This is a genomic window from Desulfoconvexum algidum, from assembly GCF_055382125.1.
Map to the genome: position 1 here is coordinate 3,691,465 of NZ_AP042394.1, position 16,156 is coordinate 3,707,620.

The window sequence follows — 16,156 nt, forward strand, 5'->3', positions numbered from 1 at the left end:
AATGAACAGCTATTTTGCATTTATAATTTCTTTTAAATATATTCCACCTGATTCCGCCATCTCTCTGAATTTTTCAAGTGATGATTCTATTTGGTGAATGATTTGATCACGATTCTTTAACAACAGATTAAATTTATCAAATAATATAGCCTGATCAATATCTTCAATTGGCACCACATAATCAGTGTGCCCGAATAAAGTTTGATTCAAACCATAAGCTTTTGTACTATATGCGATGCTAATAGTTGGTATCTTTGTTGATATACTTGCAATAGTTGAATGTGTCCGAGCACCGATAAAAAAATCGCAGGAACTGATTATATATTTTAACTGGCATGCATTATAATTTTCTTCACAAAGAATAATTCGAGTATTATCATTTAATTTTTTATATAAAATTTGACATGTTTTTAAATCTTCTGTTTTATTTATTGCATCATAAACATGTGGGATTATAATAATTTTAATATTTTCATTCTTTAATATCTTTTGTGCAAAAGCAAAAAAAGAATCTATATATTTATCGTGATTGATACTATATTTTGACACTAGACTGCTCATCCCCAATCCCACGACGATTTCACCATTTTTTTTATGCTTAAATTGATTTTTACCAATCTCCTCAACAGGAAGCAAAAACGCAGGGTCAGCAATAAGTTTAACATTACTGGAAACTCCTATCTCATTGAGATAGTTTAATGTTTTTGTCTCACGAACAGTAATCAGGTCAACCTTTCTCAACTCATGTGCCCATTTACATTCATCCTTCTTGGAAAAAGGCCCAATTGATGCCCCCCATATTATTGTCTTCGCACCAAGGCGCCTAACAAAATTGAGTTCGTCAAACCATAATTGTTCCCCTCCATAGCAAAAATTATCCCCACCGATATGAATAAATATATCCGCTTCTTTATATATTCTTCTATTTTTAAAAAGATAAATTTTTGTTGAACCTTGCAACAAGAAACGACTTATTGTATTTATAAACCAATTTACAGAATACCTCTGCCCATAACAAAATGACTGATATGTTTTCTTTATTGAGTTTGTCTTCTTTAAAGCAATAAAATCTGATTCTGGATTACTTGAAATTAAATTAATATTTGGATTACTAAAATGACGATTTATAATATCGATAGTACAGCGTAAAATAGCTTCACATCCTCTATTTATGCACCCACCATGACCTGACAGCAAAAAATTATATTTTTTCTTCATATTACTCCTAATTAAAATACAAATTTGAAATTCCTGTTACAAGCCATTCATGAGCCATCAAGACTACCTTGCAAAAGCGAAAAAAAACGGATTGATTTGGTTAACGACAGTGCTATGGATTTTTGTTAAATGAAAAAGATAGCATCTTTTTGAACTTTGCGAATACCCTCTTAATTATAATAATTTTTTTTAATATATTTAATACGTTTACTTTATATAAAGCCGGTCTTAACTCGCTATTAAACTTTTCTAAGTTTAAGGTGCAATTTGTATTATCATAATGCCGCAAAAAAGAATCCTGGCTCAAAACTCTCATTTTCTCTTTTAGAAAGTTTTCATATATTATTAGTAGGTTAAATGTGCGCTTGGGCATAACTCTTTTATTAAGACTAATTCCGTATTCTCTTTTAAGCAAATACAATCTGTAAGCAAGCTGTTTTCTTTTGTTTAACACTACTCCTTCCTGACTTTGTAACACCTTGTCTGGCCCAATATCCTCTATATGTATTACGTTTTCATTTAGTCCTTTTTGAAAGATATCTTTTGCAACTATAGACCTCACGATCAATATATTTGTTCCTGCCTCATTGCGCATATATTCAGGCAGCCATGCATCCATAAAGGAGACGTCAGCAACTTCTGCAAAAATATCATCACAATAATTACACGGATTAGGTGTAAACCACTTATTCGTCCATGCTTCGTGAGGGCCATCACCAAAAAACAATTGTGACCTTTCACCAGCTCTGTTTATAGTAGTAAAACAAAAATTGTTAACAGGAACTCCACTAATTTTTTCTCTATATTTTATTTTTATCTGCTTATCACTGACACCGGACAATGCTTTAAGGTAACAAGTATAGTTCATCGTTTTTAGTTGCCCGCATGTTAATCCCACAAACATAATAATACTCTCTCTCAAAATTTTATTATGTTCTGTAGCAAGTCTCAAAGACTTAAGTTGACATGGTAACCCTGTAAAGGCGTACCGGCCAGGTTTTTTTTTTATCTCAGAAAGAACAGACGAGCTTTCAACTGGGCAATAATTAGATCCAGAACAACTAATTATCTCTTCAATGGTTTTGCAAATTTCAAAACGGAATATCATAGAATCTTGAAATTGTGAAACGCAAACCACATAATCAACAATTTCATTTCGGATAAGTTCTGTTAGGAACCAGGTTGCCAAACCTCCAGACGAAGATTTTTTCCGTTTTTCTTCATTTTGAACATATCCGACATAGGTATTAAAATAGTAACCGAGTGTGTGTGAAAATTTAATTGAAGAAGATTGTCCGAAGGTTTTAAGCCCAATTTCATTTTCACTAATATTGTTATGATAAAAAGGACAAACCTGAAGACATATTTTACATTTTTTTAAACAATTTTGTACACTATATGGTTTATATTCCCCATAGTCGGTTTTTTTTATAACCAATGCTTTATTAGGACACATTGCGACACATACACCACAACCAATACATAAATTTTTTGACACAATTTCAGTTAGTACATTTTTTTTCTCGTTTAGTGTTTCTTCATTATATTTTTGTTGAATAATCATTTTTAATTTTTGCTTTTGATACTAATTCTGTTTATCATATTACGAAATTTTGATAAAAATTTAATATTCATTGGTGGTTTTTTATTTGCATGAGGAAATGGTATATCAGGAACCTGTGTATTTAAAAAATCACAAATTTGTTTCCAACCATCATTTTCCTCCCAGCAAACAACAAGTAATTTATCTTTATCTTCTTTAAACGTTCTTAGCACGTTTTGAATATGATTTTTGTATACTTTAATATATTCATCTTTATGGTCAAAAGGAGTATCGTGCCCAAAAAAAAACCTTCTATGAGGGTTGTGTGGTATTCTTTGACAATGTTGACACATTGAATTGAACCATGCTTCAGGATCTTTTCTTACGGTTAAAACAAACTTAGCGCGTGGATACCACGAATAAAGATAATGAAAAGCGTGAGCCCATGGCTCATCCTCAAAACTGTCATATCGTTCTATAAGACTTTGTAGTTTCTGAAAATTAGCCTCTCTGAAATATGAGATAGCATTGTCATTATAGCTAATATGTTGGTATCCCATTTTTTTTAAACAAACACCTAAGGTAGAAGTGCCTGTTTTCTGTAATCCAATTCCAAAAATTTTCATAATAAGCCATTCCTTTTTGATCGTAAGGCAGTAGCTATAACCCTACCTGGATATTCAGTCTCCAGTTTGTAGTGGATGCGGGTTTTAGTCGAACAATTTATTGGTTTTCTTTTAACCCACATTTTTAATTTTAAATATCATCTGAAAAAAGATATTTTTAAACCAAACTTTTTCATCTTTAGGCAACAGAATAAACCACGCTAATACTAAGTAAGTAGATGAAATCACTGAGAAAGAAAGAATCAATTCAAACAAATTATTAATGAAATATATTTTTTCAACTGTAATACTTAGAAGAAAAACATACAAAAAACCAGTAATAACTGATGCCACAGCATTAATTATCATTCGGTTATTTTGACCAAGGATAAATCCTGTATAAAATGGAGTAAAAAAAGCATTTTTTAATGTGAGACTAATTGCACCCGCCAAAGCGACTCCAATAAGTCCAATACCAAATTGGGGAGAGCCTAATAAAAAAGCCAATAGAACATTAACAATTCCCATTACTAACGTTACGAGTGCAGGAATTTTCACTTTTTTAAAAGCAACCTGAATATGAAACAATGGCGTCACAGTGAGGTTAACGCAAAGATGTATTGTTAGAACCATAAGGATAAGCCTAAATTCAGAAAATTCAGGTCCTAACCATACAAATAATAATGATTTTGAAAAGCCTGAAACAAGGCCTATTGGTAACACAATAGTTAAACCAAGGAACCGGATAGCTCGACAAGCTAATTTTAAAAGACCTTCTTTATCATCACGAGAATATCTGTCAAATATCATTGGGGCTAAAGTATTATTTAACATAGCGGCCATCGTTCGTATTGTACTTGAAAACAATAAAAGAGGTGCATACATACCTGTCATCTTTGCCCCATAAAGCAAATTGACAATTAATATTTCCGTATTGAGGAACAGAAGAGCCCCTATTTGATTTATAAATACCCATCCCCCAAAACCAATCATTTCTTTAAGTTTTGTAATACTGATTAAGTTATAATTAATTGTTAACTCTGGAGTCAGAGCCTTCCAATATACAAGACTTAATAGGATTGAAATAAAAGCAGAGCAGACAATTCCAGTAGCAATAGCATTGATTTTCCAATGAAATAAAACGATTAAAAGGAATACTATTGTAACCCGAACAATATCCCTGATTATCTCTTTAAAACTGTTTAAATAAAGCTTATTTGTAACATATGTTGATAACCCAAAGGCATTAAATAGTGTGGAAAAAGAAAAGGTAATTCCTGTGGCAAGGAAAAGAACTCTTACATCAGCATGGTGAACCGCAGGTATTTTAAAAATGTAGGGGGCAAATATTGCAACCCCGATTGAAAAGACCATTACGATACCTGATAAAACACTCAACCCCCAGAAAAAACTATTGAAAACAACCTTTGCTTCGGCCTGATTTCGACTCATCGCGACAATCAAATAGCGTCCAGCGGGTGCATTCATAACCAAGGTTATTAGTGCATAATAATTAATAAAATTATTTGATAATGCCACCATGCCATAGAGTTCCGGCCCTAATGACTCTATTAAAAACCGAATAAAAAGTATGCCAATAATAAAACGCACACCAAATTGCAAAAAACTAGCAAGGATATTCTTGACAGTGGCATTCGAAGAAACGTCCATTCGTGTTATTAGTTATTATCCTTTAAAAAAACGATGCGGCTATAAAACATTAAATTATTCACAGGTCTCTTAATTTATACTCTTTATCTTTTCTATGATCTTATTTCTAATTTCTGATAAATCCGTTTTGTTTTTTAATTCTTTTCGTAGCCATTTAAGGATATCGTTCTTTCTTCCTTCGTTTTTATTAATAAATGTTGAGATATATCTTATATCATTGACTGCTTCTCGAAAACCTTCCCATTGTATTGTATCAATAACTCCCGCACTGGTAGGATAAGCAAAAACATGGTCTCTGAATTTTTTATGATCATAGTCATTCCAGATATGACCAAAAGAATGTTGATAAGCAAAAGGCATTGCACCTGCATATCCTTCACTCAACAATTTAAAGCCATAATTCAAGCGGTAAATTTCGGGGTTTTCAATCACAACCTGAGGGTTATCATAGCTTAATACAGATTTTCCTTTTGAAATCCATTTTTGAAGATCCTTTTTTCTGAAATTATAATTGCCAGCAAGAATAGGTTTATCAAGAATATCACCCACGATATCAACGGCTCCTCCACTACAGGCGGCAAAAACTTTTGCACCCATCAGATGGATCTCTTCCCAGGTCTGACGTTGGGCTTTCAACTTTTTACCTACCGCTTCATCCCGCCCATAGAAATAAACATTTGAATAGGAATACTGCGAAGCGATCTCCATCCAGCTTGCAACTTGTTTTAAAACCTGATTTTTTATTTTAGGGTTATCGACGTCATCTGTTCTTGTCCCGTAGACATACAGATGTTCAACCGGGAAGCCAAGCGCTTCACGTATTTTTAAAGCGTTATGGACTTGATTACTTTTTAACTCTTGATAAAGCGTAGGAAAAGAGACACCGTGATTAAAAATATTTTGCAATTCAATGGAGTATTGATCAATATCCTTCCATTCAGAATTAATCTCTTTTTGTGTTGTTGATGTTAACTTCCCTGTATAGTAAAGCCCGTATTCCAAAAGAGGCTCATCAAGATCAAAAGGTAATACTGTTAATAAAAGAAATACTTGGGATGAGACACCTTCATTAGAACGGATATCAATCGTTCCAGAATAAAGGCCTGATTCAGTATCTTCCGGCACATGAATTGTGAGCCATATTTGTATATTTGTATCTGCGTCCATATTAAAAGATTTTAGCGTATCCGAATCTTTAATCACTACGTTTTTCGGAAACGCTTCATCTTGTGAAGAAATATCAATATATTTTCCCATTCTGTCATTGCAATTATCAAAAACTTTAATATAGTTAATTTTTTTATCATAATCCACTTTTATGAGAGAACTGTCATTCAACAACAGTTCAGGAACTAATACTTTTTTCTTTTTATTTTCTATGGTATTCTCACCTGATTGATACCAGCATTTTACAAGTTTGATATCGAGTATGCTTGAAGGAAGTTTCACCTTTTTCGTACTGCTGAAATCAGTTATAGTAATTCTTACATCAGTAAGGGCTTTCTTGGCTCTAATGACAAAAGACGCAGGTTTAAATTCTTTTCTGCAGGCTTTCATCTCTATTTGGTTTTGAACTAAGGCTGGAATAGGATCTGTGTTTGGAAGAATTCTTTTCCGAGATATTGGATTCAAAGGATAAACATTGATGAATTCAGCGTTGGCAATTAAAGCGTTGGCAAAAACCAATTGAATCCCACTAATAATTAGAAACAAAATTGAATTAATTTTTTTGTTCATATGAAATATATTCTTTTGTAGTCGATTTAATTCCAAATTAAAAACTGTGAATCGTTCTGCAACGTTACTATTCCAGAATTTTGATTTTTGTCTTGTTTTCCGATTGCCAACAACAATGTTTCATTAACCCTGTGAACGAATACTTTTCTTTAAATCGGAAAGTAACATGTCCGATTTAGCTATAAATGGAGTATGTGATAACCTTGCAGATTTTTTAACCTCGTCTCTTGTCATATCCAAAACACTCATAATGTGTTCAATGATTAAATCTTCTTTATCCAACAAATAGTCAATATGTTGTTTCGTTTTTTCTAAAGCTTCTTTACGATTGATCTGAGAATCACGTATCAAACTGGAAACTTTAGCCGTTAGTTCTGTCAAATGAAACTGTTTGAGCTTCAAGAACTCCTTAGCATCACTCATTTGGCAATCAGTGTGTTGCTCTCCGAAGGCCCCTTTCCAATTCAATTTATCTTTAATTAGTTCAATAAAAATTTCTTCCCGCCAGGGAATAAATGACGGTAACTGCAGGTAGTAGCTTGAACCTAAAACATGATCAATTGCTCTTTTAATTTGACTTACATAAACAAAAGAATCGGCTTCCTTTTTATCCATTAAATTTTTAGAGACATTACAAAAATACCCAGAAGAACAAGAAAAAAATTCCTGTGGTGAATTCGCCTCTGTACGAGTTGACTGGCCTGAAACAATAAGTTTAAGTTTAAAATTTTTTGCCACTCTGTATAGTGCAGACCTTATACCAACATTACACACCGAGCAAAATTCACCAGATGTCATAACAAAATGTTTATACAATTTAAGCAAATAGTCTCTATCATGCTTTATGAGAACATGGCCAAGAGAAAGACTTTCAACCGTATTTTTTATATTAGACATCGCGACATCAGTCATAAACCCATTATCATATGTACAAGCAAGTGGGTTCATCCCCATGTCTTTTAACACATAGGCAGCATAACATGAATCTTTTCCCCCACTAAGTCCAAGCAGGCAATCATAAGGTTTACTTTTACCCTTAAATTTATTTAGTATACCCTCAAGTTTTATTGACTGTTGAGAAAAATCTATGTCTTTCCATACTTTTTTCCATTTTCTACAATAATTACATTCACCCTTTTCATCGAATGTTATTTTTGGATAATCTTCCGTTAGAATACAAGTTGTACACCTTTGTTTTTCAATAGTGTTACCCATCATGTCTCCTTGGGAATGTGCAAATAAAAAAGAGGCCCTGTTTATCTTAAAATTAAAGCCGTGATTCGCTCTGCAGCATTCCCGTCCCAAAATTGTGGTTTTTGTCCTACCTTCCAGTTACCACCAATGATTTCATCAAATGATTTCAAGATCTTTTTTCTTGAGGTGCCCATGAGTTCATTGGTACCCTGCGTTATGGTTATGGGTCGTTCTGTATTCTCCCGGATGGTCAGGCAGGGAATCCCCAGAGCGGTTGTTTCTTCCTGAAGGCCACCGGAATCTGTCAACGCCAGTTTTGCATCTTTCCATAGATTTAAAAACTCCATGTAAGACAACGGTTCAGTCAGTTTTATATTGGCTCCTATTTTTATATTAAACGCTTCCATGTTCTTCCTGGTTCTGGGATGAATCGGAAATATCAAGGGAAGGGTTTTTGAAATTTCTGATAGTGTTTCAAAAATGATTTCAAGGTTTTCTTTATCGTCTACGTTAGAAGGACGATGAAGGGTAACCACGCCGTATTGTGTATGTTCTTGTTTAAATTGAGTTGTCGGGAAGCAGGTGGTGTCCATTTTTTTAAGCTTTTCTAATTGATAAAAAAGATTATCAATCATGACATGACCCACAAAATGCAATTTTTCCAGTATTTTACCTTCTTTTAGAAGATTTGTCATACCCTGCTCTTCTGTTACAAAAAACAGATCAGATATGGAATCTGTGACCATGCGGTTTATCTCTTCCGGCATTGAAAGGTCGAAACTGCGGAGGCCTGCTTCAACATGAGCCACTTTTATGTACATTTTTTTGGCTACAATTGAGCAGGCAAGAGTGGAATTTACATCTCCTACTACAATGACAAGATCAGGTCTGTCTTTTTCACAGATCTCTTCAAACCCAGTCATGATTTTAGCAGTTTGCTGGGCATGGGTTCCGCCACCAGCTCCCAGGTGGTAATCTGGAAGTCTTATGCCAAGTTCTTCAAAAAAGATATCGCTCATGTTCTTGTCATAGTGCTGGCCTGTGTGGACAACTTTATAGTTGATCTGGCTGTGTTTATCAAATGCCCTGGCAATGGGGGCAATTTTCATAAAATTGGGCCTGGCACCTGCGATTAAAAAAATCTTCATAAATAATAAGACCTTGTAAATAGATTATCAATGTGGTTTGTTTGTTTATTCAATTGACACAACAACTTCATAAAACCGGCACAAAAAAACCAAAGATCTTGAAGGAATCCTTAAAAGCTTGTTTTGTATTTGACCAGCTAAAACGATAAGGAACCCGGCAGGTGTTATAATGAAGAAACGAACCAATGATAGGTGTCTTTCACACCGTCTTCCAAAGAAATTTCAGCCTGCCAGCCAAACTTTTTCAGGCGGGATACATCTAAAAGCTTTAAGGCAGTGCCGTCTGGTTTGGTGGTGTCAAATACAAGATCGCCTTTGTAACCCACCTGTTTTTTGATCAGCAGGGCAAGTTCTTTGATGGTGCAGTCTGTGCCAGTTCCAACATTCATAAAGCAGGGAAACGGATAATTTGTCAGGTGCTCATCAATTGCGTCATTGGTCATGGACATGACAAAGACACTGGCTTCTGCCATATCGTCCACATGGAGGAATTCCCTTCGGGGAGAACCGGTTCCCCAAATGACAACTTCTTTGGCTCCGGACAATTTTGCCTCATGGAATTTTCGGATCAGGGCTGGCAGGACATGGGAGGTTTCAAGGTCAAAATTGTCATTGGGTCCATAGAGATTGGTTGGCATGACTGCCAGAAACCGGGTGCCGTATTGGCGGTTATAGGCTTCACACATCTTGATGCCCGCGATCTTTGCAATGGCATAGGGTTCGTTTGTAGGTTCCAGAATGCCTGTGAGCAGATGCTCCTCTTTCATGGGCTGGGGTGCGAGTTTCGGGTAAATGCAGGAAGATCCCAGAAACAGCAGGCGCTTGACCTGGTTTTCATAGGCAGCATGGATGATATTGGTCTGTATGGTCAGGTTGTTATGGATGAACTGGGCTGGATAGGTATTGTTGGCATGAATCCCGCCTACTTTTGCAGCGGCAAGAAAGACATAGTCCGGCTTTTGGGTTTTAAAAAACTGATTCACAGCTTCCTGGTTTTTAAGATCAATCTGAACCAGTTTCAAGGGCAGATTTTTGTGTTCCTCAAGAATATTTGAATGATAACTGCCGACAAGATTGGTATATCCTTTTTTTAACAGATTTCGGATAATGGCGCTGCCCACCATGCCGGAAGCTCCAGTGATAAAAATTTTTGATTGTTTATTCATTATGATTAAATACCTGAAATCCTGCCCGCTGGCAGAGTTCATCTTTTTTAGTTTCTTCAAGGTCTGACCGGGTCATTTCTTTTACAAGCTCATCAAAGGTAATTTTGGGTTCCCAGCCAAGGTTCTGCTTTGCCTTTGAAGGATCACCCAGAAGGGTTTCCACCTCAGTGGGGCGAAAATACCTTGCATCCACCGCCACAATGACTTTGCCGTTGGCCACATTAATGCCTTTTTCTTCAGCCCCCTCCCCTTCCCACTTGATGGCAAGACCCAATTGCCTTGCACAAACTTCCACAAACTCCCGGACCGAATGCTGCTCTCCTGTGGCGATGACATAGTCTTCCGGACTGTCCTGCTGGAGCATGAGCCACTGCATTTCAACGTAGTCTCTTGCATGGACCCAGTCACGCAGGGCATTCATATTCCCCAGAAAGAGGCAGTCCTTCATGCCAAGGTGTATCCGGCACAAAGCTCTTGTAATCTTGCGCGTCACAAAGGTTTCTCCCCTTATCGGGCTGAACCTGCTGCAGGATGCGGATCAGGTTGCTCGCATCGGAAAGATCTCCGTAATGGAGCACCATGTGCCGGTTTTTTTCATGGGGGTCCTGGTAAAGATGATCAATGCGGTCAGTATTAAAAAGAGAGGCGCGTCTCTTGATCCCGTGAACCTCATATCCCTTTGCGAGTAAAAATTCAGCCAGATAGGCGCCGTCCTGACCTGTTATTCCTGTAATAAGTGCTTTTTTCATAGTCAAATCTTTCTATATGTATTTAGATAATCTTTAATATTTACTTGAGACTTAAAGACCCATCTGCCGGCAAAATAATCTCAAATCCTCAGGGTCCACACGTTGATTATCAACAGGTCATCTTCATCAACATCATATGATGCCTGTCTCTGTTTCTATTTCAGAAAAAGCTTATATGCAATTTATATTTCCAAATTCATCTGCAAACGTTTCCACATCAATATCATTCGTAATAAAACTGACGATATCACGCCCGTCCACAACATGATCTTCATTTAAATTTCCGAGACAAAATCCATATCCTTGTTCTTTCCAGAACCTTTTGGCTCCCGGATGAAAGGGGGTTACAACCCCTTTTGTCCCTGTGGCAACAGACATATCTTTAAATGTCAGTTTCTGGGCCTTAATATGTGCCAGACCTTCCTCTGAATAAATCATGGAGAGCATATCATATACGATATTGGCAGACAGCGTTGCGTTGGCCACCCACAAGGCTGAGTCCATGAAACTGGATGTATCATAATCTACGCCTTCATAGGTGTTCATCGGGATCGTGATTTTATCAAAATATGGGAATTGAAGGTAATATCCACTGGCTTCTGCCGGGGTGTCTACATCCAGAAGTGCAATATCAACCGATGCTGCCGCAGTGATAACGGCACTGGACGGAAATGCGGTAAACAGCCAGAAAGCATCAAGTTCATTATTGATCAGTGCCTGGGCAGAATCATTGTAACCCATGGCATATTGATCAATCGAATCCCAGAGGTTCAGGTGGCTGAAAAATTTCTCACAATTGGCGTAGGCACCGGAACCTACATTCCCGACGCCAACTTTTTTTCCGACCAGTTCTGAGACATCCGTTATTCCGGAATCTTGCCTGACAACCAACTGGGCAGGAGCGCCGTATAGCCATGCCAAGGCCATTACATTGGTATACAGCTGGGGATCATTGGTCATTAACCCATTTCTTCCAAGATAGACATGGCCGGAATAAACGACACTCATCTGGAAAACGTCTGAATCAGTTTTATGAAGGTTTTCCACTGAACCCCAGGAAGATTGAACCTGAACCTCAAAATCTTCGGCATTCATGACCGGTTCACACGATTGCACCCCATTTGCAAAGGTAATAAAGGTTCCCCCGTTCGGTCCGCCACCGAAAGCAACGGTTTCCTGAGCGGAAACGGTAAAAAGACTCCCTATGATAAGATAAAGCAACAGCACGATTGTCCATTGGTGTATTTTCATTTGATTCTCAGTAATAGTATTGACGATAAAGGTCTGGGGAAAACAGGGAGACGATGAAAACTTTTTGGCGAAAAAACATCGATTTTTCGCCTTTAATTAAACATATTGTTTTCCTCCTAAGGGCCATCGAAATCGGTTGAAAAATAAAGAAGGGGGGGGATAGCTCCGCCCTTTCGGTTACATGGATAACCAATGGTAACTTTTGACTTAAAACATTTAACCACAAAAATGCAAGCGAATTCTATCTGTCAAGTGAGTACTAATTCAATAATCGCCTCTATTCTATTTTTTTTTAGAATATCGTGTTTATTGATGTTTGACAGATAAATTACGATGTTCTTTTATCATCAAAAAGGGGTGGTTAAATTCACGACTTGATTGACTCTGTTTTTTAAGCATTTTTCTTCCGAGGCCGGCCAGACTGAGAAGCCATACCCCAAACAATAAAAAGGTCAGTGGTCCTGAAACCTGATAACGTATGATTTCGTCAAACCCGAAAGACTGTGCTGCAATAGATTGAACCGAAATTTCAATAATCAGTACCAGAATGATGGTCAGCAAGATATCTTTAAAAATTTGCAAGGTGAACTCTCCTATTCTTCCCAGATTCGCATTTTTATCGTTACGTTATAAGGATTAGAAAGCAAACATCGTGCCACTATACAAACAATGCCTATTGGCAAGGGTTAAAGGATTTTATAAGATTTATGTAAATTTAATCTCCCAAAAAAAGAGGAACTATTTTACAGAAATTGGGCAAAAAAAGTACTATTTTAACACCAAGCCTCTTGCAGAAAAATGGGAAAAAACTTCTTGTACATCAAACCAAATCTGTCGAACCTGGACCGCTGGAAACGGGGTTTCCATAAACGATTTTGATGTGGATCAATTGGGATATATGGAATACCCCAAACATAACCTATTCGGGTGCATGGCACAATGTGGGTAAAAAATATAGACCTTAATCCAATACAATCAGTCTGATCTGCCGAAATTCGCTGCAAAAGATGACAACGCCAGAAGGCTTGTGTCATTTGCCAACCGCTTCAGGTCAGACCCATCCACATCGCCGTCTTCATCAAAATCACCGTAATACCCCGGGCACGGCAAAGTGGATTGTGAACCCAGTTTACACCATTCAGTCTCAACCCCATCTAAATTTTTGGCCTTGACCCTGAAAGTATAGGCAATATTGCAGCTCAATCCTTTGCAGACCCATGATGACCCCATGATCCATCCTGAATTTGTCCCGGCGGTCATATTTTCACAATAGAACGCAGTGGTTTTAGGATTTCCATTGAGATTCCAATTGGCCGTGATGCCGGTCCGGCTGACATCGTAAAAAGAATCTGCTCTGGGAACGGCTGCCAGGGTGCAGGTGTTTGCACTGGTGCACCAGGAGGTCTCCTGACCATCACCGTTTCTTGCTTTGGCCATGAAGTCATAACGGGTATTGGGTGATAAACCCTTGTTCAGCCAGTAATCACTGTCCTGTTTCCACCCTGAGTCGGTCCTTGCCGTGGAATTTTGTATGTACCATCCGGAATTGCTCAACGTCAGACCTGATAATTTATTAAGTATCATCGCCTGGATGGACTGGGGGGTAATTTCGCCGAACCTGATCCCTGTTGGGGTCTCAATATTTGTATATTCATAACTGATAGCAGAATATGCGGTTTCATTCACAAGGGCATCCCTTGCCTTAACCTGATATCCATACTGGTGATTGGTTGAAAGACCTCCATTTACAAAACCTGTGGAAAGTGACCAACCGGGAGAATCACTCCCCCCTGATCCGCCGGTAGGGCTGGTTGTAAAATTATAAAAATAACGGATCGGTGGGGATGGATCATTTGCTGTAGTGGCCTCCATGAAAATTGATGATGTGCTGGTTTGATAGGGTTCAAGTTCCCATGTCATTGGACTGGGGGTGGGCGGGTCTGTGTCGGAAGGGATAATAATAAGCGGCACAGACAGGTAGTTGTTTGTTTCATCTGATTCAGTCAGGCTGTTATCAGGATCGATGGTTGCGCTCAAGGTATAGGTGTCGGCTGCCCGCCCGTCCGGATAATCAAAACGTCTTGTACTGGTTCCACCCGCTTCCAGGCCGAGAAGATACCAGTAATCCCAGAATGAAAATGGTTTGTAGCCTGGATTAAAGCCGCATTTGATAATCACTCCGGCATTGATTGCGCTTTGGTTCCTGAAGGTGATATCAACCGTGAAGGCCTCGTAAGGGTCAGGCAAGGGTGGATTGATGACAATGGATTCAACAATTAGGTCCGGAAAAAGTGTGATGTGTTCTTTTTCAATTTTCTGGGCATAGATATTGTCGCTGGAACCGCGTTCATCAATCCATGCAATGATGGCACCGGTAGGATCCGGCCCTGTTCCGTCAAAGGTGATGACAGGATCTGTCTGGTTATTGCCCGGATCATCAAGATCACCGTCATAATACACATAGTTTCTCCACTCTATCCCGTCTGCATCCAGTATGACAGCATAAATGCTGTACGCATAAAAAATCATATCCTGGAAGGTCACAATGGCGCCGTATCCGCCGTCACTGGCTATCCGGGGCCGTCTCTGGCTGGTATTGCCCGAATCAGTGTGAAGTTTTATCCCATTTGCAGCCCACTGGGGCACACCTAATTCATCAAGGCGCTGGGCATATAAATCATCATTGCCGCCGGTAGCTGACTCATCACGCCAGTCATTCCAGGCAATAATGGCCCCGCCAATCGGACCCGCAGCAACCACCGGAGCAACCTCATAGGTTCTCCAGGCAGAATCACTTCCTCCCACAATACTTGAGTCAACAAGGATAACACCTCCCGGCGTCCAGAGACAAATTCCGTCATGGGAAATTCGCTGGGCAACAACATAGGCAGTACTTTGAGTCACCTCAGGTTGCCGGGCCCAGGTAATAATAGCGCCGCCAGACCCATCAGCAGCTATTTCAGAGCGGATTTCTTTTCTTGCATTGTCGCTGATAAGAACCGGTGTTGCCCCCCAGGGAAGGGTAAGGCTTGAAGTGACCTTTTGGGCCAAGATGTTTTTAACACCATTGGTCCAGGCGACAATGGCTTCATTGCTTCCGGCTTGGGTGATAACCGGATCACCAAGGGCAAGAACGCCACCCCCGAGGCTGATACCGTCAAAGCCGGGGGATGTCGGAACGCCGCTGCTGTTGATATGTGCAATCTTCGGCGACAGGGAAAAAACAATAAAAGCCCCGCCAGACCCATCCCCGACGATTGCGGAAACATAACCGCCCGTTCCGATCAATACGCCGTCCACACCCCAGAGAGGTGTGCCGCTTGCATTAATCCGCTGGGCATAAATATCGTCTGAGGATGAATCCTGCCAGGCAATAACCGCCCCTCCGACATCATCTGCGGCAATTATCGGATAAGCTCCGGAAGAAGAAATCTCTACACCGCCTGCTGTCCAGAGTGGGTTGCCGTCTTCATCAAGTCGCTGGACCTTGACCTTCCAGTTATCGTCGAAAAAATATTCATATTCATGCCAGACAATGATGGCACCGCCAATGCCGTCACTGGCAAGCGTTACTTTTTTCTGGTCATCATATGTCGCTGCAACCTGAACACTGTCATAATTCCAAAGGTTGTTCCCTTCTGCTGCCATACAGAGAAAAGGCAAAATCAGAAATGCAGCCGTAACGAAGCCGTATATTATCTTAGATGCCACTAAATTTTTTTTGATTTTATTCATGTTGTCCTCCTTTTTGAAATATCAATACACAATGTATCAAAATGCTTTTCCAAAAAATTCAAGCATTTTTAGTGTTATTACAGACAGGTTGATTGATAAGGAGAAGTGATAAAGAACAGTGATTCGACAGGCGGACCTG

Annotated in this window: 13 protein-coding genes; all 13 read right to left on the bottom strand. The window is 38.7% G+C overall.

What is annotated here, in order from left to right:
• Window positions 1–9 precede the first annotated feature (9 nt).
• Window positions 10–1,218, bottom strand: a complete 1,209-nt coding sequence (locus tag ACZ45G_RS16930) for a polysaccharide pyruvyl transferase family protein (protein WP_464171661.1) — start codon at window positions 1,216–1,218, stop codon at window positions 10–12.
• A 112-nt stretch (window positions 1,219–1,330) separates the two neighbouring features.
• Window positions 1,331–2,782 carry a Coenzyme F420 hydrogenase/dehydrogenase, beta subunit C-terminal domain gene (locus ACZ45G_RS16935; RefSeq protein ID WP_464171662.1) on the bottom strand — a complete coding sequence of 484 codons (1,452 nt, stop codon included), beginning with the start codon at window positions 2,780–2,782 and terminating at the stop codon, window positions 1,331–1,333.
• 2 nt (window positions 2,783–2,784) lie between these two features.
• A complete protein-coding gene (locus ACZ45G_RS16940) occupies window positions 2,785–3,387 on the bottom strand; it encodes a sulfotransferase family protein (RefSeq protein WP_464171663.1) in 603 nt (200 codons plus the stop codon).
• A gap of 111 nt (window positions 3,388–3,498) precedes the next feature.
• Entirely contained in the window at window positions 3,499–5,037 is a 1,539-nt protein-coding gene (locus tag ACZ45G_RS16945; protein ID WP_464171664.1) for a lipopolysaccharide biosynthesis protein, read from the bottom strand.
• A gap of 69 nt (window positions 5,038–5,106) precedes the next feature.
• A complete protein-coding gene (locus tag ACZ45G_RS16950) occupies window positions 5,107–6,774 on the bottom strand; it encodes a hypothetical protein (RefSeq protein WP_464171665.1) in 1,668 nt (555 codons plus the stop codon).
• Window positions 6,775–6,897: 123 nt separating this feature from the next.
• On the bottom strand, window positions 6,898–7,992 hold the full coding sequence (locus tag ACZ45G_RS16955) for an adenine nucleotide alpha hydrolase family protein (RefSeq protein ID WP_464171666.1): 1,095 nt from the start codon (window positions 7,990–7,992) through the stop codon (window positions 6,898–6,900).
• 38 nt (window positions 7,993–8,030) lie between these two features.
• A complete protein-coding gene (gene wecB / locus ACZ45G_RS16960; protein WP_464171667.1) occupies window positions 8,031–9,116 on the bottom strand; it encodes a non-hydrolyzing UDP-N-acetylglucosamine 2-epimerase in 1,086 nt (361 codons plus the stop codon).
• A gap of 164 nt (window positions 9,117–9,280) precedes the next feature.
• Window positions 9,281–10,282, bottom strand: a complete 1,002-nt coding sequence (locus ACZ45G_RS16965) for a GDP-L-fucose synthase family protein (RefSeq protein ID WP_464171668.1) — start codon at window positions 10,280–10,282, stop codon at window positions 9,281–9,283.
• On the bottom strand, window positions 10,275–10,730 hold the full coding sequence (locus ACZ45G_RS16970) for a GDP-mannose 4,6-dehydratase (RefSeq protein WP_464171669.1): 456 nt from the start codon (window positions 10,728–10,730) through the stop codon (window positions 10,275–10,277). Before ACZ45G_RS16970 ends, ACZ45G_RS16965 begins: the two co-directional genes overlap by 8 nt.
• On the bottom strand, window positions 10,687–11,031 hold the full coding sequence (locus ACZ45G_RS16975; RefSeq protein WP_464171670.1) for a GDP-mannose 4,6-dehydratase: 345 nt from the start codon (window positions 11,029–11,031) through the stop codon (window positions 10,687–10,689). Before ACZ45G_RS16975 ends, ACZ45G_RS16970 begins: the two co-directional genes overlap by 44 nt.
• A gap of 171 nt (window positions 11,032–11,202) precedes the next feature.
• On the bottom strand, window positions 11,203–12,282 hold the full coding sequence (locus ACZ45G_RS16980) for a TAXI family TRAP transporter solute-binding subunit (protein ID WP_464171671.1): 1,080 nt from the start codon (window positions 12,280–12,282) through the stop codon (window positions 11,203–11,205).
• A 306-nt stretch (window positions 12,283–12,588) separates the two neighbouring features.
• Window positions 12,589–12,864, bottom strand: a complete 276-nt coding sequence (locus ACZ45G_RS16985) for a hypothetical protein (RefSeq protein ID WP_464171672.1) — start codon at window positions 12,862–12,864, stop codon at window positions 12,589–12,591.
• Between the two features lie 393 nt (window positions 12,865–13,257).
• Window positions 13,258–16,017, bottom strand: a complete 2,760-nt coding sequence (locus tag ACZ45G_RS16990) for a CARDB domain-containing protein (protein WP_464171673.1) — start codon at window positions 16,015–16,017, stop codon at window positions 13,258–13,260.
• Window positions 16,018–16,156 lie beyond the last annotated feature (139 nt).

Bases quoted from the DNA above. Each gene is read 5' to 3' on its own strand.
- ACZ45G_RS16930 (WP_464171661.1), bottom strand. From the start codon at position 1,218: ATGAAGAAAAAATATAATTTTTTGCTGTCAGGTCATGGTGGGTGCATA.
- ACZ45G_RS16935 (WP_464171662.1), bottom strand. From the start codon at position 2,782: ATGATTATTCAACAAAAATATAATGAAGAAACACTAAACGAGAAAAAA.
- ACZ45G_RS16940 (WP_464171663.1), bottom strand. From the start codon at position 3,387: ATGAAAATTTTTGGAATTGGATTACAGAAAACAGGCACTTCTACCTTA.
- ACZ45G_RS16945 (WP_464171664.1), bottom strand. From the start codon at position 5,037: ATGGACGTTTCTTCGAATGCCACTGTCAAGAATATCCTTGCTAGTTTT.
- ACZ45G_RS16950 (WP_464171665.1), bottom strand. From the start codon at position 6,774: ATGAACAAAAAAATTAATTCAATTTTGTTTCTAATTATTAGTGGGATT.
- ACZ45G_RS16955 (WP_464171666.1), bottom strand. From the start codon at position 7,992: ATGATGGGTAACACTATTGAAAAACAAAGGTGTACAACTTGTATTCTA.
- wecB (WP_464171667.1), bottom strand. From the start codon at position 9,116: ATGAAGATTTTTTTAATCGCAGGTGCCAGGCCCAATTTTATGAAAATT.
- ACZ45G_RS16965 (WP_464171668.1), bottom strand. From the start codon at position 10,282: ATGAATAAACAATCAAAAATTTTTATCACTGGAGCTTCCGGCATGGTG.
- ACZ45G_RS16970 (WP_464171669.1), bottom strand. From the start codon at position 10,730: ATGAAGGACTGCCTCTTTCTGGGGAATATGAATGCCCTGCGTGACTGG.
- ACZ45G_RS16975 (WP_464171670.1), bottom strand. From the start codon at position 11,031: ATGAAAAAAGCACTTATTACAGGAATAACAGGTCAGGACGGCGCCTAT.
- ACZ45G_RS16980 (WP_464171671.1), bottom strand. From the start codon at position 12,282: ATGAAAATACACCAATGGACAATCGTGCTGTTGCTTTATCTTATCATA.
- ACZ45G_RS16990 (WP_464171673.1), bottom strand. From the start codon at position 16,017: ATGAATAAAATCAAAAAAAATTTAGTGGCATCTAAGATAATATACGGC.